The organism is Diaphorobacter sp. HDW4A, from assembly GCF_011305995.1.
Classification (GTDB): Bacteria; Pseudomonadota; Gammaproteobacteria; order Burkholderiales; family Burkholderiaceae_C; genus Diaphorobacter_A.
This window is the reverse complement of sequence record NZ_CP049910.1, coordinates 1462228-1480226: the sequence shown is the minus strand read 5'-3', so window position 1 is coordinate 1480226 and position 17999 is coordinate 1462228. Positions and strand designations below refer to the sequence as shown.

The window sequence follows — 17999 nt, the reverse complement described above, 5'->3', positions numbered from 1 at the left end:
CATGTTTTCTCGCATCGCCCCGAGTGGAACGCAAACAGCACGTACCGCCATAAGGATTGCCGCGCTGCTGCTGACCTGCACTCATGCCATTGCCCAGACTCCAGCAACGCCCCCTTCACCGCGATCCAATCCCGTCGAAGCCAATGCCACCAGCAAACTGGCGAAACAGGCAGATCCCGACTCCGCCGTTGGAAGACTGCTGCAGCATGCCGACAATCAGGCATTCCCGTGCGGACTTGCCAACGGCTGGGACAACCAGTGCCTTCGCACGCGGTATCAGGGGAAGCCGGAGCAATGGCCACGTCCTGTCATAGACCAAGGCAAATCATGGGAAGAATGGAGCGCCGTTCCCGCTGTTGCAGTTGCAACCGACCCGAGAGAGAAATCCATGCTCGACCTTGGCACTGCACTGTACTTTGACCCCGGTCTGTCTCGCAAAGGTGGCGTTTCTTGCGCCAGTTGCCATCAATCGAACAAATCATTCGGCGACGGACTGGCCCTCAGCGTTGGAGAAGACAAGCTCATGGGGCGCCGACGTGCGCAAACGCTTTTTGCGGCACCGTTCGTGGATCAACTTTTCTGGGATGGCCGAGCGCCTTCCTTGGAAGCACAGGCCAAGGATTCGATACGCAACCCGTTCGAAATGAACAACACACTGGATGCGGCACTCAAACATGTCAACGCGCAGGTGCACTACCGTGAATTGGCGAAGAAATCCCTCGGCCGGGAGGTGATCAACGAAGATGAAATGGTCGCTGCAATCGCCCATTTCGTGCGCACCATCCGACCACCCACCAGTGTTGCCGACCAGGTGATAGAGGGGAACACAGAAGTTCTGACCGACCAGCAACTGCTGGGATTGAACCTGTTTCGCACCAAGGCGCGCTGCATGAACTGTCATCACGGCGCGCTGATGACCGACAACGAGTTTCACGACCTCGGGCTGTCGTTCTACGGTCGACGCAATCAGGATCTGGGTCGTTTCGAGGCCACCCGAAACAAGCAGGATCTGGGCAAGTTCCGAACCCCGAGCCTGCGCGGCGTGTCGCATGCCGGACCATGGATGCACAACGGATTGTTCGCCAACATGCCAGGGCTGATCCGGCTGTACAACACCGGCATGGGCGTTGTGACCGGAGACCCTGCCAAGGACTCATACGTGCCTGCCAAGTCAGCTCACATCCAATCGCTGAATCTCAATGCCGAAGAGATAGATGCTCTGATCGAATGGCTGAAACTGCTTTAGTCCTCAACACGGGCGCCTCACCGACATTCACAAAGGCCCGTCAACAACTGGCCCTTGTGGAATCGAACCCAGACTTTATGTCAATGCCGCCAGCGGATGCGAATGCGCAGGCCATGGGCTCTTGAAGAACGCCTCGACCACGTCACGCTTCACGTCTTCGACGCGCTCGGGATTCCACTTGGGTGTGTGGTCCTTGTCCACCGCCAGCGCGCGAATGCCCTCGATGGTCTCGCTCTGGCCGGGACGCAGGAAGAAGCAGTGACGCACCATGTCGCGCTCCATGCGCAGGTCTTCAGCCAGCGTCATGTCGCGCGCGCGGCGGATCTGCTCGAGCACCACCTCCAGCATCAACGGCGAACGCTTGCGCAGCGCTGCCGCAGTCTTCTGGCACCACTCGTCGCCATCCCTCTCGAGCGCCTGGACGATGTCCACAGCCGTCGGCAGCGCGAAGTACTTGTCGATGTGCGCACGGTTGCCAATGCCGCCCTCGCCCGCCGCCACATACTGCGATTCGATCCACTTCTGCACGGCTGTGCCGTTCGCGAATTGCTCCGCGCCGAGTTGCTCCCACACACCGGCCTGCTTATCGGCAGGCATGAAGCCATCGGCCAGCTTGTAGGCAATGGCGTCAGCACCGTTGAACGAGTCGCCCGTCAGCGCCAGCCACTCACCCACGCGGCCGGGGCAACGCGAGAGAAAGTAGCCACCGCCCACATCGGGAAACAAGCCGATGATGGTCTCGGGCATGGCCATCTTCGTACGCTCGGTCACGATGCGCGCCGAACCGCCCTGGCTAATGCCCATGCCGCCGCCCATGACGATGCCGTCCATGAACGCGATATAGGGCTTGCCCAGCGTATGAATCAAATGATTGAGCGCATATTCCTCGGTGAAGAAATCCTCAAGCTCCGGATTGCCCGTGCTGCCCGCCTTGTGCAGAAAACGGATATCGCCACCAGCGCAAAACGCACCAAACGCACCTTCCTTGCCATTGCCGCGAATCGCGACGGCCAGCACCTTGTCATCCTTCTGCCAAGTCAGCAACGTGGCCAGCAGATCGCGCACCATGCCGAGCGACAGCGCGTTCAGCGCCTTGGCGCGATTGAGAGTGATGAAGCCCACCTGACCACGTACTTCGGCCAGTACTTCTGCCGTCATCTCCGTCATTGTTTTTGTCCTTCCTTGCAAGCCTGCGCTTGTCTTCAACCTGTGAGAGAAAAGGGATCGGAATCCGTTGAGAAGCGAACGTCCTGCATTTGCCTGACGAACAGCCCTCAAGAATAGCGCAAATGGATGATCCGCTGCGTACCGACAATACGCTGTTCCAATATTCGGTCCACAGGATTCAGTACAAGTACTCACTCACAAGGTCGTGGCGGTATAGGTCACCACATTTCCGTAGGTGCCCGAGCCTACCGATGTGGGAGTGAAGGCGGGCACGTAGGTGAAGGTTCCGGTCAGATTGTTCAACATCGGCAATGCAGTTGTCGTCGTGCCATTGCACCCTGCGAGACTTCCGCCCGGATGTTGGACTGTCCCTGTTCCGCCGCTGGTCACGGTGATATCGCTTCGCCCGGGAACGCCGGCGGTTGTGCTTCCTGACACCAACGCCGTTGCACCACTCAAAGCCCCCATACTGCAGGTCAACGTGGTGCCCGCCATATTGGTGAATGCCGCCACCTGCACCACGCCCGCCGTTGTGGTGGGGTTGGTGGTTGCCGCCGTGACCACGAGCGAAGGCGCGATCGAGCCCGCATACGCCTGAGCGTTCCCATTGGTCCGCGCTGGACTAAAGCCCACCGTAAAGTTCACGTCGCTGATGGATGCGTCTGCATTTCCGACGCGCAAGGAAACATACTTTCCAATGGTGATGCTGAAGTTCAGCTGCACACTTGCGGTAATGGTTCCATTGTTGCCAGACACGACCTGTTGGGCACCATGAGCGGCGCAGCCAAGACCTGCCATCAGCGCAGCAATGCCGAGATGCACCAGTCCGATTGCACGCGATGGCATCCAACTCATTTATCGAAACTCCGCGTTGACTTTGAAGCTACCGTTTTCCCAGTCCAGCGTTCCACTGGCCTTGATGGGGAATACCACCTTGGGCTCCGACGTGCCAGAAAGTGCACGGGGTTTGAGCACAATGGAGCGGGTCTGCCCCGGCATGATGGGCGTGCCATCCGGCACCAGCTCGAAGCTTTGACCGGATGCATCCTTGGCATCCAGCGCTCCGTCCAGTCGGCCATGTGCATTGCCAGAATTCGTTACGGTCACGGAAGCGATCGACTGTTGGTCTTTCTGCATCACGCTGGTCTGCGACATCGACAGTACCGGCTGTGCCCCATTGATGGACGCATATACCGCAACCGCCACGCGACCGTTCACAGGCAACGCAAGGCTTGCCCCCCCAGACTGCACCATCGCCTGATAAGCTGGCTGCACACCCTCAATCGCCAGCATGATGCGGCATTCAGTGACAGCAGCATCGGCGGGAACATCGATCTGAAAGCGGAACGTGGCCTTGCTTTGCGCCTTGATCTTGACGGTCTTGCGCTCCAGCGTGACCCAGGGTCTGCAACTGCCGGGTCGAAGCTCGTCAAAGAACTTGAGTTCGCCCTTCTCTGAGTACTCCCAGTCCAGAGTCCTCACAGAAAGCTCGGTAGGCTGACTGTCCTGATTGAAGATCTCCAGCGTTTGCCCTAGGCGCCCACCACTCTTGGCGCTGACCTCAAACCGTGATGGAGAGACGCCGATATCGAACGCACCGGCATTCGCCAATACTGAACCCGTACCGGCCGCAAGCAACAGAACGGTCGAACGACACAGCGTCCGAGCTTTGAAAAAACGGTGTGTGAGCAAATGGGTCAACATGGTCATAGTCCGACCTCGATTTCAAAATAACATTCCAAGGAGATTCCCTTGGCGGCTTGCGGCAACAGTTCGCGCAAGGCGAACTCCATGCGCAACGCAATCGCTTCACTCATATAGGCATCTCGCACAACGCCACTCCACACCTGAACCTTGTCACCGGGGCGTCCACTGCCGGAGGCAAAGTTGCCCTCCGAGCGCCAAGACACCTGCAGGCCTTGCGGCGAACGCAAAGCGTTGACCACCGGCGGAATGACGAAATAGATCCGCGCGCTTCGACCGACATAAGGTGCAGTGGCCAGTCGATACTCGATGCGCCCGAAGTCCACAATGCCTCGCTGAGCCGCCGGAACGCCTGGCACATACTGGTTCAGAGGATAACCATACTCCGACACCATTTGCGGCGACTGAACCAGCGCCCGCGGCGACGCCGAATCGTCAAGACGAACACCTGCGAACGCCGCACCACTGAATGCAGCCGCCATTGCTGCCAGCACCAGTCCGGGCAGGCATGCGGTGATCGAACGTGCAAGAGTCTTCATGGCAGACTGGTGGTATAGGTCACCGTGCCGGTATAGGTACCCGCAGGATAGGCAACCGTGTTGGTGTAGTAGAAATTCATCGTGGACGCCACCTCCGCAGCACCTGCAGCGGTTGTCAGGCTGAAATTCAACAGCGTCTGAGTTCCTCCCCCATTAACGAAGGTACCGTTTTGCAAATCGAATGCCGCATAGGTACCCGACGGAGTGGGAGTAACCGTCCATCCGATGGACGAAAACGGAATCGAATAACCGCTGCAGTTGCCTGCCGAGCATGTCAACGCGGCGGGCGAAGTGACCGTCGTCGTCATAGGCTGCGGAACATTGATGGCCGGAACCTGCATGTACATGCGAAAGGTAACTCCTGTTCCCGTTGCTGCAATCGACGAGCCGCTGCCACCAACCGGCGCGGCATACACCTGCGAATTTCCGGTTGCAGCACCCTGCACATTGAACTGCACCGTATCAACGCCCGAAGCCGCCCCTACACGCAGAGTCAGCGTACGCGTTCCTGTATAGCCCGTCGTCAAGGTAACCACCGCCCCGGCTGTTTCGCCAAGGGCGGCAAGCACCAAGAAGACTGCTGCAACCACGCACCTGCGAGTCACACCTGAGTGTTGATGTTGCATGTGCATGGCGTACTTTCCCATGGGTCGCAATGTCGACTATTACAGCGTCGTGGCCGTATAGGTCACAACGTTGCCGAAGGTGCCTGAGGAAATGCTCGTCGCGGTGAAGCTGGTGCTGTATGTGAACGTGCCTGACAGCGCGCTCAATGCAGCGATTGGACTGCTGGCCGTTCCGTTGCATTGGGTGAGCGAGGCGCCGGGATGCGCTGGAGTCGTACCCACTACTTTGATGTCATCCGTTCCGGGAACGCCACCAACGGTTGCCCCGGCTGCGAACGCCGTTGCACCTGCCAGTGCTGTCAGCGCGCAAGTCAAATTGGCGCCACCCGAAACATTGGTCCATGCACCCGTAACCAGCATGCCGGCAGTTGTGGTCGGATTGGTCGTTGCCACGGTGGTAGCGAGCGACGGTGGAATGGCTCCGCTGTATGCCAGCGAATTGCCTGGAGCGCCGGTCACGGCTGGAGTCACGCCTACCGTGAAGTTCACGTCGCTGATGGTTGCGTCAGCGGCACCGACTCGCAAGATCACGATCTTGGGGACCGTCACACGCACGTTCACGTGGGCTGTTGCGATGGCTGGCGTAGCACCTGGGTTCTGAATGCCAATGGTTTGCTCTGCTTGAGCAAACGTGGCCACGAGAGCCAGTGCGGCGCCAATGGCGAGGGACGACTTGTTGTAATGCTTGCGCATGATTTTTTCCTTGATGATGATGATTTGCATGTACTTACCGGGTGTCTGCAAGCACTGCAAATGCCGTGACTACCCTGTTTGAAGTGTGCCTTGGGGCCACACTTTTTCTCGTGCCTGGCATCACTCACCTCCACCTACCCGGACGACCGGAAGACGAACGTTTGCAACACCTCGCAAGGGAACCTCTACACTGCCATTGCGAGCGGGTGCTGGCCCCCAGGGCAGAGGCACGCTCTCCGCACGCAATGACAATTGATGGCCGCCTGTGGCAACCATCGGAAAATCGAATTGACCAGATGCATCAGTCATAACGCGATAACGACCATCGAGAATTACTTCAACGTTTGCCACGCCGTTCTCGCCGACCTGTTGTTCGCCGTCGTTGTTGACATCCATGAACACGATGCCGCGCACCGTGCCGCCGCCGGCGGATTGCGCATCCCGCTGCCCCAACGTGCCAAGCGACTGCCCCTTGCTGCCGTCCCAACGAAGGTAGACGTAAGCCGATTTGTCATTGGAGCGGGTCATCAGGGCATTGGGCAAGCCTGCAATGTTCTGCATCTGCATACGTGCCTGGTTCAGTGACACAGAAACACCGAAGTGCCAGCCACTGCCCAATGCTGCTTCCGAGTTGAGGCTGCCAGATACACCGCGGCTGGTGAAGAGATTGCTCGTTCGAGATGTGTAGCGCAAAGTGCCCGATATATTCCAGGTCGAGCTCAACCAATACCGCCCCAGCAGTCCCGCCGTCGGATACGTTTGCTGATTGCCTCCGCTGCGATCACGCGCGTAGCCGAGCGTCGAGGTCAACTCCGGACGCATCGTCTCGTATTTGCCGGTAATCCAGTCCTGTTCCCACTGGACTTCTTCACCCGTCGCCGTCGCATCATCAGTCACCAGCGCCTGGTTGCGCCAGACATTGAGCCGCAGTCGCGTTGGCGCCCAATCAAAAAATTTTGTCTGATAGAACGCATTGGCTTGCAAACTGCGCTGCCCATCGGTCATCACATTCTGCGATGCATCGAAACGTCGCTGACTGTTCCAATATCCACTGACACCCACCACGTCATTGCGATTGATGCGGTATTGCGCATTGCCATAAAAACCCCATTGTCTGGAGTTCTGGCGCGTGCTTTCTTTGTCCGGGTTGTACTGAACAGCGTCAACACCCAGCCCCCAAGACAGCCGCGCGGTATTGCCATCCACGCGCCAATAGGCACCGCGGTTGTCCGACGCGATGAGGTTGTCACCAAACCGAAGATTGGGATCTGCCTGGTAGAGACCAAATTCATGGCGCAATCCCGCCAAACGCACACCGGTTTCCAGAAACGCACCGTCTGCCCGGTTGTTGCGTCCCACTATATTCGCACCCGTCTGGCTGTGCAGCCAAGTCAAACGCCAACGATAGTCGCCGTCCTTCACGGGTTCGGTGCCATATCCGATGGCTGTGGCCATGGACGACACACGCTCCACGGCTTCCGTCAGATGCCAATCAGACCAGGACGAGGCGAAGGTATACAAGTTCTGGGGAACCTGGCTCGCCTGAGTGAACTGGATGCCGCCATAGAGCCCGTTGTCCAGACGCTTGGTCCCACCCAGCCATGCCAACGTACCGCCAAACCGCTCAAAACCCGGAAACGGTCCCCCAATCAAACGCCCACGCTCGCCCATGCCGGCTGTAATATCGAAATCGGACCCATAGATACGAGTTGCCGCTCCGCGCACCACGCTGCTGCCCAGAAACAGACGGTAATTGCGCCGCAATCCTTCGGTCATATCCGTGTATTGATCACCAACGGCAGAGTCAGCGAACACCTTGGACGTGATAGGTAGTCCATAGTTTCGAAGAGTCACTCTTTCACTGCTGCGCTGAACCGCATAGCCCAGAATCCCGCCGTTGAACGACTCATCGCCACTGCGCAGACGCCCTTCCGCCTGCAAGCTCCATTCACCGTAGTTCAGCGTTTGCTGCGTGAAGTAAACTCGTTGCCCCCACTCATTGGCCCGATTGTGAAATCCGCCAGAACCGTCATAACTCGAGAAGCCATACCGAGACTCCATGCCAAACGTGCGCAGTCCGAGTCCATCGTCAGATGCCTGCACCGCCGCATCAGAATTTTCCAGCGCTGGAAGTTCATTCGGATCCATGACCTTGTCCTCATAAGCCTCAGGCTGCGCCGCCTTCTGCTTGCGAAGTCGCTCCTGCTCTGCCTGAAGCGGAGTGAGTGACTCGATGTGCACCGCGACCAACTCTCCTTGCTTCGATTCGAACGCTCTTGCATGCGTCACCAGCCCTGCTCCCATCAGCAAAAGCGTCAGTGCCTGACAACTTGGCACCGCCAATGTGCACAAGCGCCTGCGCTGCGCGTTGGGGGAGAGAGCCAGAGAAATGATTTTTAACCTCGACAAACGTAAGAACCGAACAATCTTTCACGGCTCATGATTCAATAGTATTTTTCCATTCGGACCGATGTTAACCGAGAAGTTAGTAATCGTGTCAAAGATTACAAATTTAAGCGTGCAGGTGAAATCTACAAGTTGGATGACTTCCAACACCAGCGTCAGACAACACGCCGCAGGGGGCTCAGGGCAGCCTCAGCCTTGTCATGAGGCACTGAGGTGCTATAAAGATGATCACCTGCAAGCGTCCCTATCAGGTGGAGCCTGCGAATATGCAAGAGTGAATGTGATGCTTTTCACCATCACAAACTCAGCAAACAATAGTCAAACACCATAGTTCATGGTGCCGAGGAGTTTGCCCCTGACTCCTCGTTACAACACAACAATGCATGCCATGCCCTTGGTCGGGCATGGCTCAAGTCCAGATTCAATCCAAAGACACGCCCGTACTTTTGACCACGGAGTCCCAGCGTGTAATTTCCTTCTTGATGTAGGCACCATACTCGGCTGGAGTGGAGCCCAACGGTTCAGTGCTTTGAATGGCCAGTTTCTTGAGCACTTCAGGGTCCTTGAGCGCCTTGTTGAACGCCGCGTTCAACCGATCAATGACCGCCTTGGGTGTCTTGGCGGGGACCATCACGCCCTGCCATGCACCCGACTCGTAGCCAGGCATGCCGCTTTCTGCAAGTGTTGGCGCCTGCGGGAAGTTGGCAAGGCGCTTAGACGTAGAGACCGCGAGCAACTTGAGCTTGCCGTCCTTGATGAAGGCGGACACGGAGTTGATGGTGTCGGTCAAGAAGTCAATCTGCCCCGCGACCAGATCCACGTCGGCAGGGGCACTGCCCTTGTAGGGCACGTGCGTGGCCTCGATGCCGAAGTGCTGCACCACCTGGAAAGCAGCGAGATGAGTGACGTTGCCGTTGCCCGCCGACCCGTAGGACAGATTGCCCTTTTGCGCCTTGGCGTACTGCACGAACTCCGCGACGGTGTTGACCGGCATCTTGGGATTGACAACGAGCGCGAGCGGCACCACGGCGGTCAACGTGACAGGGGCCAGCTCAGTGTTCACGTTGTAGCTGAGCTTCTTGTAGAGTGCCGGGCTCAACGCGATCGACGACGTGTTGTAGAGAACGGTGTGGCCATCAGCCGCAGCCTTGGCGACGAAGGCGTTGCCGATGTTGCCGTTGGCACCCGGCTTGTTGTCCACGATGACAGACTGGCCGAGCTGCTCGCCCACGTTCTGCGCGAGCACGCGCGCGACCATATCGGTGGGGCCGCCCGGCGGAAAGGGTACAACCAGCGTGATCGGCTTGGTGGGCCAGGCGTCGGCGGCATGCACTGCGGGGAAGGCCGCGTACAAGGCCAATCCGAGCGCGCTCCATTGGAGCAGGTGGCGACGTCGTGCGTTCGATGGTTGGGTCATTGTTTCTGTCTCCGTTCGTTGTTGAAATCAATAGGTCTGCGTGTCTTCAACGGCCAGCCAGCAATCGCACGGCGGTGTATTCCATGACGACCTCCTGGCGCTGGTTGTAGACAGTGATTTTTGAAGTGACGACCGCGCGGTTGTTCTTGCTGGTCGGACGAATGTCGGTGACCTCGACCAGCGCCTGGATCGTGTCGCCCACCACCACGGGGCCAAGGATCTTCTGATGCAGTTCGAGCATCGCAAGGCCCGTGCCCTGGATCATCGATTGCAGGATGAATCCTTCTATCAGCGTATAGGTCAGTGCTCCCGGCACGGGCCGTCCCCTGATCGCCCCGCCATCGAATTCCGCATCGATGAAGATGGCCTCGAGCATGCCCGTCACGTTGATGAAGTTGACGAGATCGGTTTCGGTGATCGTGCGGCGGAAAGTGCGCCATTGCTGGCCGACGGCAATGTCCTGCCAGTATGCGCCCTGCCCCATGCGCGCGATGGTGTTCAGTTGATCGGCGCTCGGAAGCGTGTTTGGCAGCGTATGTGTCGCCATGGTTCAGTTCTCCTTGTTCTGTTGGTGAAGCACGGCAATCGCCGCATCGCCGAGGCCCGCTTGCCTGAGCAGTTCATCGGTGTGCTCGCCGAGTCGCGGCGGCATACCAATGGGTGCTTGCGCGCCGTCCATGCGCACCGAAGATCGCGGAAAACGGACCTCGCCCATCGCTTCATCTTTGAGCGACACGAAGAATTCCGTAGCCTGCAGGTGTGGGTCGTTCGGCAGAACATCGAGTCGCGCCACGGCGGCGGCGGGGATTTCAAGCCGCTCGCAGACCTCGAGCCAATGTGCGGTGTTCTGCTGCTTCACGAAGCTGCCGAGCAGGTCGAGCAGCATGTCGATATGGCGCGTGCGCGCGGCCTGATTGGCGAAACGCTCGTCGCTCGCGATGGCAGGCTGACCCACAGCCTCGAAGAAGCGCTGCCAGTGCTGGTTGGTGTACGGCATCATGCAGACATAGCCGTCCAGCGTCTTGTAGGGTCTGCGCGATGCGGCCATCACGCGGGGATAGCCGGGCGGACTTTGCGGTGGATTGAAATGCATGCCGTAGAAATGCTCGACGAGGTTGAAGCCGACCATCGTCTCGTACATCGGCACCTCGACAAAGCAGCCCTCGCCCGTGCGCTCACGCTGGAACAGCGCCGCAAGAATTGCATGCGCCCCCACCAGCCCGCAGGTCTTGTCTGCGGCGATCGTGGGCAGATAGCGCGCCTCGCCGATCTGGCGATCCATCAGGTCTGCCAAGCCGCTCATGCCCTGAATCACATCGTCATACGCGGGCATCCCTGCATAGGGCCCATCTTCGCCGAAGCCGTGCAGGCCCACGTAGATGAGCCGGGGATAGCGTGCACGCAGCGTGTCCTTGTCGAGCCCGAGCTTGGCGAGTTTCTGCGGGCGCATGCTGTGCATGAACACGTCGGCGGTGGTGAGCAACGCCTGCAGCGCCTCTTGCGCGCTCGGCTGCTTGAGGTCGAGCACCACGCTCTTCTTGCTGCGGTTGCTGCCGAGAAACATCGCGGCCATGCCCTTTTCCACGGCCGGGCCGGTGTGGCGCGTGGAGTCTCCGGAAGGGGGCTCGATCTTGATGACCTCGGCCCCATAGTCAGCCAGCACCTGGCTGCTCATCGGGCCAAAGATCACGCTTGAAAGATCGAGCACCCGCACGCCCGCCAACGGGCCTTGGTACGGTGAATGGGTCTGCATCTGCACTGTCTCCTGATCTGGTCATGCCAGTTGTCAGCGCATTGTTCGATACCCATCCAGTCAGTGTCCAATGCTAAAAATCGTCATTCCGATACTGTTTTGATATCGGACGATGGCAACTCATTAGGGTGTTCGCGCGTCCCGCAGCGATTCAATGAGTGTTCCCTACCTCCTGAACTGGCCTTTGGCGTCAATGATCGAGAGGTCCACGAAGTTCAGCCCCGTACGATCACCCGGCCCGTAGCCCACCTCCAATCCGCCAAGGTCAAAGTGGTTCATGCTGGAAAGCGCCGCCACCACCTTCTCGCGCGTGGGCTTGGGGCCTGCGCGGCGCAGGCCTTCGACCAGCACCTTCGCCGAAGCGAATCCTTCCATCACTGACGGCGAAATCGTCACACTGCCATCGGCCTTGGCCAAGGCGGCCGCCTCGCGATTGATGGAGTAGCCCATCGCGCGCTCACTCGGGAAGACCTGCGTCACGATCACCCCACGCACCGCATCGCCCAACTGCTTGGCAAATCCCGAAGAAGCATTGTTGGACACCGTGACCACCTGCATGGCAGAGCCCGCCTTGCGCAAAGCCTTCACGCCATCACTGACGGCCACGCTGGAGCCGATCCAGAGGACGGCCTGCGCATTTTCCTTGATGAGCTGCGGCACGATGGCTGCATAGTCGGGCTTGCTGCGGTCTGCCTTGATGACGGCCACAGGCTGGAGCTTGGTGGCATTGAAGCCCTTCATCGCTCCCGCAAGGCAATCTTCACCGAAGCTGTCGTCCACATGCACCATAGCGATGCGATTCAGGCCCAGCGTGTGCAGATGCTCGACTGCCTTTTCGGTTTCAGCCTGATAGCTGGAGCGCACATTGAACACCAGCGGATTGACCGGCTGATGAAAGACCATCGCGCCAGTAGACGGTGCCACCAATGCGATGCCGTTTTTCGCAAGCAGCGGCAGGATGGCCTGCGTATGCGGCGTGGCACGGCTCATGAACAGCGCCACCACGTTGTCTTGCTCAATCAGGCGTTTGGCGTTCTCACCCGCCAATGGAGGCTCGAACTTGTCATCCAACGTGATCAGCTTGATCTTCTCGCCATTCACACCGCCTCTGGCGTTAACGCTGTTCAGATACAAATTCACGCCAACCAACGTCTCACCCACACTGGCCGCCACTGGGCCCGTGACCGCCGTGGTCTGCCCTATCAGAATATCGGCTCTGGCAGGTTCAGCATCCCATGCGCCCAGCATCAACGTCAAAGACGCCAAGCCGCGTATCCACTTGCGTGAGCGAAAAATCTGCATCGCGTCTCCTTTGTTCATGCCAACAGCCAGCACACCAAAACGGCACTTGCTGGCGAAGCATATACTCACATTTAGAGACAATCAGCAGGGTTTACGATGTGACTGTTTACAAGCGCCGCGCCTGCATCACATGGACGGCAAAGGTTCCTGCATGCTCAGCGCCTCGGACTCACCAGCTGGCCTCGCGCTCGGGCGTCGCGCTGATGTGGTGGATGGAAAGGTCGGCGCCATCGAACTCTTGTTCCTGACTCAAGCGCAACCCCACCGTTTTCTTGAGCACGCCATACACCAACAGGCCCGACACACCTGCCCAGATCACACCCATCAACGTGCCGATGATCTGCGCGCCCAGATGCACTCCACCCAATCCACCAAAGGTTTGGGTGCCGAAGATGCCCGCCGCGATGCCGCCCCACACGCCGCACAGCCCATGCAAGGGCCATACTCCCAGCACGTCGTCGATCTTCAATCTGTTTTGGGTCAGCGTAAACATGAACACAAAGATGACGCCCGCTGCAGCACCCACCACCAGTGCGCCCATCGGATGCATCAGATCAGAGCCTGCGCAGACAGCGACCAGGCCCGCCAATGGACCGTTGTGCACAAAACCCGGGTCGTTCTTGCCCATCAGCAGCGCGGCCAGCGTGCCGCCCACCATGGCCATCAGCGAATTCACCGCCACCAGACCCGAAATCTTGTCCAGCGTCTGCGCGCTCATCACATTGAAGCCGAACCAACCCACCGTCAAAATCCACGCCCCCAGAGCGAGAAACGGAATGCTCGACGGCGGCGTCGCCGCGACGCCCCCATCACGGCGATAACGGTTACGTCGCGCACCCAGCAACCACACGGCGCCAAGAGCAATCCAGCCGCCGACGGCATGCACCACGACGCTGCCCGCGAAGTCATGAAACTCGGCACCGGTGAGCGACTTGATCCAGGCCTGCACACCGAAGTGACCGTTCCAGGCAATGCCCTCAAAGAACGGATACACGACTCCGACAATGACCGCAGTGGCAATCAACTGCGGCCAGAACTTGGCGCGCTCGGCAATGCCACCCGAAATGATGGCCGGTATCGCTGCAGCGAATGTCAGCAGAAAGAAAAATTTGACCAGCGCATACCCGTTGTGCGCAGCAAGCTGTTCGGCCCCCACAAAGAACCCCGTGCCATAGGCCACCGAGTAACCCACCGCGAAATACACGACAGTGGAAACCGAGAAATCGACCAGAATCTTGACCAGCGCGTTGACCTGATTCTTGCCTCGTACCGTCCCCAACTCCAGAAATGCAAACCCCGCATGCATGGCCAGAACCATGACCGCGCCCATCAATATGAACAAGGCGTCAGCGCCCTGTTTCAGTGCATCCATCTCACGCTCCAGCTGAAATTTGGTGTTTATTGGTGCGCAGCAGCATCCCGAAGACGCGCCGCACAGCAATAAAGCAATAATCGCGCCAAAGTGGGGATTCACCTATAAATCACTTCCTGATTGGTGCGATTTGGCCATCGTGATCGAGCTATCTGCACCAGAGCAAAGCAGCATGCGCCGTCACCAATTCCCCTTATTGGTGCAAATACAGCGTATTTGCCAGTCAGCGCACTCTCTTACGCATCGTCGCTGCCAAGCCCTGCAATACAGCAGACAGGAACAGTAAATTCCAAAACCGTGGCGAAGGGAGTGGCGCCCGCTCAGTCGCCACCAAGATAGGCAGCGTATTCACAAAGCTCGCGCTGCTGGTGGCCTGTAGGGCTGTGCGCCAGGCAAGGTGGTCATGCAAACCCTGCCGGAAATGCTTGCAACAAGGAGGACTCAGTCACCGAGCAATTCGCAAATGATTAGGTGATCAACATAAACACGAAAAAAAAGCGCCCCCTTGCGGGCAGCGCTTTTCAGATGAGCGCTGCGGATTGCTCCGCAGCTCTTGGCCGATCAATCGCGCGAAGCGCGCTTGCGGTCGTGTTCCTTCAGATGACGCTTGCGCAGACGCACCGACTTCGGTGTGATTTCTGCCAATTCGTCGTCTTCGATGAATTCCACACCGTATTCAAGCGTGAGGTCGATCGGAGGCGTGATCTTGATCGCGTCTTCCTTGCCGGACACGCGGAAGTTGGTGAGCTGCTTGGTACGCGTTGCGTTCACCACCAGATCGTTGTCGCGGTTGTGGATACCGACGATCATGCCTTCGTACACCGGATCACCGGCCTTCACGAACATGCGGCCGCGGTCATCGAGCTTGCCCAAAGCGTAGGTGAAGATTTCACCGTCGTCCATGGAGATCAGCACGCCGTTCTTGCGACCACCGATGTCGCCCTTGTGTGGCTCGTAGCTGTCGAAGATGTTCGAGATCAGACCGGAACCACGTGTCAGGTTCAGGAATTCGTTGGTGAAGCCGATCAGACCACGCGCAGGAATGCGGTACTCAAGGCGAACGCGGCCACGGCCGTCGGACTCCATGTTCACCAGCTCGCCCTTGCGCTCGCCCAAGGCTTGCATCACGCCGCCTTGATGGGTTTCTTCCAGGTCAGCGGTCACCAATTCGATTGGCTCGCACTTTTCGCCGTTGATTTCGCGGAACACCACGCGTGGCTTGGAGACAGCCAGCTCGTAGCCTTCGCGGCGCATTTCTTCCAGCAGAATGGTCAAGTGCAGTTCGCCGCGACCAGCCACTTCGAAGATGCCGTCTTCGTCGGTTTCCTTGACGCGCAGAGCCACGTTGGAACGCAGTTCGCGTTGCAGGCGGTCCCAGATCTGGCGGCTGGTGACGAACTTGCCTTCGCGACCTGCCAGTGGCGAGGTGTTCACGCAGAAGTTCATGATCAGCGTTGGCTCGTCGATCTTGAGCATCGGCAGCGGCTTTGGATTGGCCGGGTCGGTCAGCGATTCGCCGATGCCGATGTTTTCGATACCGTTGACCAGCACGATGTCGCTAGGGCCGGCTTCGGTCACCTTCACGCGCTCGAGGCCCTGGAACTTCAGGACTTCGTTCACGCGGCCCTTGTAGCTCGCGCCATCAGGACCGGCCATGACCAGCACTTCCTGGCCCGGCTTGAGCGTGCCGGCGTTGATGCGGCCCACACCGATACGACCCACAAATGTGGAGTAGTCCAGTGCCGAAATCTGCATTTGCAAAGGAGCGGTTGCATCGCCCTTCACCGCAGGCACGTGCTTCAGAACGGTGTCGAACAGGGCCGACATGTCGGGGCCCCACTGCTCGCCAGCAGGACCTTCTTCGAGCGACGTCCAGCCATTGATGCCCGATGCGTACACGACTGGGAAGTCAAGCTGCTCATCGGTAGCGCCGAGCTTGTCGAACAGGTCGAAAGCAGCGTTGACGACGTAATCAGGACGCGCACCTGGCTTGTCCACCTTGTTCACCACGACGATGGGCTTCAAGCCCAGAGCCAGCGCCTTCTTGGTCACGAAGCGCGTCTGGGGCATGGGGCCTTCCTGCGCGTCGATCAACAGCACCACGCCGTCGACCATCGACAGAGCACGTTCCACTTCACCGCCGAAGTCAGCGTGACCGGGCGTGTCGAGAATGTTGATATGCGTGTCGTTCCAGCTGACAGCGCAGTTCTTGGCCAGAATCGTAATGCCGCGTTCGCGTTCGATGGCGTTGTTGTCCATCACGGTGTCGACGACTTTTTCGTGCTCGGCAAAGGTGCCGGACTGGCGCAGCAGTTGGTCAACCATGGTGGTCTTGCCATGGTCAACGTGGGCGATGATCGCAATATTGCGGATTTGTGTGCTCATAGCGTTGTTTCCAATATGCCGTGCGTAGCGCGCGGCGTAGAACTTCTTTCCAGAATCTGTTGAATTTCAAGCGGGCTCAGCAGGCGTTCTGGCACCAGCTCCCCCCCAGTGACATGCCCTACCCCGAGCAAGGCGTGCGGACTGTCACCAAATACCGCCACCGCTTCCGAATCCGGCCACGTGCCGCGCCGGCGCATGCCCGAAAGAAATCGTCCCGCATTGTCACTATCGAGCGTGACAATCTCGTGCTGCGCAAGCAGCGTCTCGACCGGATGAACATGCGACAGGCGCTCGTCTTCCGGCATGGCTTCGAGATCGGCCAGCGTCACGCAGCGATCCACGCTGAGGCCACCGGTGTCGATGCGTCGCAAGAATGTGAGATGCGCGCCGCACCCCAATGCGTTGCCGATGTCTTCGCCCAGCGTGCGGATGTAGGTGCCCTTGCTGCACTGAACGACGAGTCGCAGTGCGGGCTTGCCCTCTTGCGTTTGAACGGGCTCAATGGACAAAGCAAGAATCGTCACGTCCCGCGCGGGGCGTTCAATCTCGATGCCAGCGCGCGCATATTCATACAGCGCCTTGCCGTCCTTCTTCAATGCGCTGTGCATGGGAGGGACCTGGCGGATGGGGCCGGTGAACTGCTGGCGAACGGCGTCGATGCGCTCTGTGGTGAGCATGTCGGACGTCACTTCGCGCTCGGCGACCACTTCACCTTCCGCATCGGCGGTGGTGGTGGTCACGCCCAGAAGCGCAATCGCTTCGTATGTCTTGGGCGCTTCGAGCTGAAGCTGGCTGAATTTGGTGGCCGCACCAAAGCATAGCGGCAGAACGCCGCTGGCAAGTGGATCCAGTGTGCCTGTGTGTCCCGCTTTTTCGGCGCGCAGCAACCACTTGACCTTTTGAAGGACATCGTTGCTGGACCAACCCAGCGGCTTGTCGAGCAGCAACACCCCATGCACAGGGCGCCGCTGCACCCTTGTGCGTGGCACGTTCATGCTCAGTCGTCCTTGGCGCGCGAAGAGACGGCCTTGGCAATCAAGGCGTTCATATCGGCCGCGCGTTCGGTGGTGCGGTCGAAATGGAAGTGCAGCGTGGGCACGGTATGGATGTGCAGACGCTTGAACAGCCCATTGCGCAGAAAACCTGCGGACTGGTTCAGCGCCTCTCCGGTCGCTTCAGCATCGCCCACAAGCACGCTGTAGAACACCTTCGCGTGTGCGTAGTCGGGCGTCACTTCGACGCCCTGCAATGTCACCATGCCGATGCGCGGGTCCTTCAGCTCGCGGATCAGTTCAGACAAATCGCGCTGAATCTGATCCGCTACTTTGAAGCCGCGGTTGGGCGTGGTTGATTTCTTGGCTGCCATGCTCGTGCTGACTCCTGCTCACA

16 protein-coding genes are annotated in these 17999 nt (G+C 58.9%); 1 reads left to right on the top strand and 15 read right to left on the bottom strand.

Going from position 1 to position 17999, the window contains the following annotated elements:
- The first annotated feature begins 1 nt into the window (after window position 1).
- Entirely contained in the window at window positions 2-1246 is a 1245-nt protein-coding gene (locus G7047_RS06595; protein ID WP_166302433.1) for a cytochrome c peroxidase, read from the top strand.
- 75 nt (window positions 1247-1321) lie between these two features.
- On the opposite strand, the gene G7047_RS06590 is transcribed toward G7047_RS06595, so the two are convergent.
- From G7047_RS06590 to rbfA, 15 genes are all read right to left on the bottom strand, one after another.
- Complete coding sequence (locus G7047_RS06590) at window positions 1322-2413, bottom strand: enoyl-CoA hydratase/isomerase family protein (RefSeq protein WP_166302430.1); 1092 nt, start codon at window positions 2411-2413, stop codon at window positions 1322-1324.
- A gap of 195 nt (window positions 2414-2608) precedes the next feature.
- Window positions 2609-3268, bottom strand: coding sequence for a hypothetical protein (locus tag G7047_RS06585; protein ID WP_166302427.1), 660 nt, complete (start codon window positions 3266-3268; stop codon window positions 2609-2611).
- Window positions 3269-4117 (bottom strand): hypothetical protein, encoded by an 849-nt coding sequence (locus G7047_RS06580; protein ID WP_166302424.1) that lies wholly within the window; start codon window positions 4115-4117, stop codon window positions 3269-3271.
- Window positions 4118-4119: 2 nt separating this feature from the next.
- Window positions 4120-4656, bottom strand: coding sequence for a hypothetical protein (locus G7047_RS06575; RefSeq protein ID WP_166302421.1), 537 nt, complete (start codon window positions 4654-4656; stop codon window positions 4120-4122).
- The gene (locus tag G7047_RS06570) at window positions 4653-5303 is read right to left on the bottom strand and encodes a hypothetical protein (protein WP_166302418.1); all 651 of its coding nucleotides are present in this window, start codon (window positions 5301-5303) and stop codon (window positions 4653-4655) included. Before G7047_RS06570 ends, G7047_RS06575 begins: the two co-directional genes overlap by 4 nt.
- A gap of 18 nt (window positions 5304-5321) precedes the next feature.
- Window positions 5322-6005, bottom strand: a complete 684-nt coding sequence (locus G7047_RS06565; RefSeq protein WP_166302415.1) for a hypothetical protein — start codon at window positions 6003-6005, stop codon at window positions 5322-5324.
- A gap of 90 nt (window positions 6006-6095) precedes the next feature.
- On the bottom strand, window positions 6096-8327 hold the full coding sequence (locus tag G7047_RS06560; protein WP_166302411.1) for an SdrD B-like domain-containing protein: 2232 nt from the start codon (window positions 8325-8327) through the stop codon (window positions 6096-6098).
- Window positions 8328-8802: 475 nt separating this feature from the next.
- Window positions 8803-9798, bottom strand: a complete 996-nt coding sequence (locus G7047_RS06555) for a tripartite tricarboxylate transporter substrate binding protein (RefSeq protein ID WP_166302408.1) — start codon at window positions 9796-9798, stop codon at window positions 8803-8805.
- 46 nt (window positions 9799-9844) lie between these two features.
- A complete protein-coding gene (locus tag G7047_RS06550; RefSeq protein WP_166302405.1) occupies window positions 9845-10345 on the bottom strand; it encodes a MaoC/PaaZ C-terminal domain-containing protein in 501 nt (166 codons plus the stop codon).
- Between the two features lie 3 nt (window positions 10346-10348).
- Window positions 10349-11551, bottom strand: coding sequence for a CaiB/BaiF CoA-transferase family protein (locus G7047_RS06545; RefSeq protein ID WP_166302401.1), 1203 nt, complete (start codon window positions 11549-11551; stop codon window positions 10349-10351).
- Window positions 11552-11716: 165 nt separating this feature from the next.
- Complete coding sequence (locus G7047_RS06540; protein ID WP_166311920.1) at window positions 11717-12799, bottom strand: ABC transporter substrate-binding protein; 1083 nt, start codon at window positions 12797-12799, stop codon at window positions 11717-11719.
- Window positions 12800-13022: 223 nt separating this feature from the next.
- Window positions 13023-14225: an ammonium transporter gene (locus tag G7047_RS06535; RefSeq protein ID WP_166302396.1), complete on the bottom strand. Its 1203-nt coding sequence runs from the start codon at window positions 14223-14225 to the stop codon at window positions 13023-13025.
- Between the two features lie 561 nt (window positions 14226-14786).
- Window positions 14787-16610, bottom strand: coding sequence for a translational GTPase TypA (gene typA, locus G7047_RS06530; protein ID WP_166302392.1), 1824 nt, complete (start codon window positions 16608-16610; stop codon window positions 14787-14789).
- Window positions 16607-17605: a tRNA pseudouridine(55) synthase TruB gene (gene truB / locus G7047_RS06525; RefSeq protein WP_166302390.1), complete on the bottom strand. Its 999-nt coding sequence runs from the start codon at window positions 17603-17605 to the stop codon at window positions 16607-16609. Before truB ends, typA begins: the two co-directional genes overlap by 4 nt.
- A 2-nt stretch (window positions 17606-17607) precedes the next feature.
- Window positions 17608-17976 carry a 30S ribosome-binding factor RbfA gene (gene rbfA / locus G7047_RS06520; protein WP_166302386.1) on the bottom strand — a complete coding sequence of 123 codons (369 nt, stop codon included), beginning with the start codon at window positions 17974-17976 and terminating at the stop codon, window positions 17608-17610.
- Window positions 17977-17999 lie beyond the last annotated feature (23 nt).

Excerpts from the sequence above, each read along its gene's own strand:
- G7047_RS06595 (WP_166302433.1), top strand. The coding sequence starts at position 2 with ATGTTTTCTCGCATCGCCCCGAGTGGAACGCAAACAGCACGTACCGCC.
- G7047_RS06590 (WP_166302430.1), bottom strand. The coding sequence starts at position 2,413 with ATGACGGAGATGACGGCAGAAGTACTGGCCGAAGTACGTGGTCAGGTG.
- G7047_RS06585 (WP_166302427.1), bottom strand. The coding sequence starts at position 3,268 with ATGAGTTGGATGCCATCGCGTGCAATCGGACTGGTGCATCTCGGCATT.
- G7047_RS06580 (WP_166302424.1), bottom strand. The coding sequence starts at position 4,117 with ATGTTGACCCATTTGCTCACACACCGTTTTTTCAAAGCTCGGACGCTG.
- G7047_RS06575 (WP_166302421.1), bottom strand. The coding sequence starts at position 4,656 with ATGAAGACTCTTGCACGTTCGATCACCGCATGCCTGCCCGGACTGGTG.
- G7047_RS06570 (WP_166302418.1), bottom strand. The coding sequence starts at position 5,303 with ATGGGAAAGTACGCCATGCACATGCAACATCAACACTCAGGTGTGACT.
- G7047_RS06565 (WP_166302415.1), bottom strand. The coding sequence starts at position 6,005 with ATGCAAATCATCATCATCAAGGAAAAAATCATGCGCAAGCATTACAAC.
- G7047_RS06555 (WP_166302408.1), bottom strand. The coding sequence starts at position 9,798 with ATGACCCAACCATCGAACGCACGACGTCGCCACCTGCTCCAATGGAGC.
- G7047_RS06550 (WP_166302405.1), bottom strand. The coding sequence starts at position 10,345 with ATGGCGACACATACGCTGCCAAACACGCTTCCGAGCGCCGATCAACTG.
- G7047_RS06545 (WP_166302401.1), bottom strand. The coding sequence starts at position 11,551 with ATGCAGACCCATTCACCGTACCAAGGCCCGTTGGCGGGCGTGCGGGTG.
- G7047_RS06540 (WP_166311920.1), bottom strand. The coding sequence starts at position 12,799 with ATGCTGGGCGCATGGGATGCTGAACCTGCCAGAGCCGATATTCTGATA.
- G7047_RS06535 (WP_166302396.1), bottom strand. The coding sequence starts at position 14,225 with ATGGATGCACTGAAACAGGGCGCTGACGCCTTGTTCATATTGATGGGC.
- typA (WP_166302392.1), bottom strand. The coding sequence starts at position 16,610 with ATGAGCACACAAATCCGCAATATTGCGATCATCGCCCACGTTGACCAT.
- truB (WP_166302390.1), bottom strand. The coding sequence starts at position 17,605 with ATGAACGTGCCACGCACAAGGGTGCAGCGGCGCCCTGTGCATGGGGTG.
- rbfA (WP_166302386.1), bottom strand. The coding sequence starts at position 17,976 with ATGGCAGCCAAGAAATCAACCACGCCCAACCGCGGCTTCAAAGTAGCG.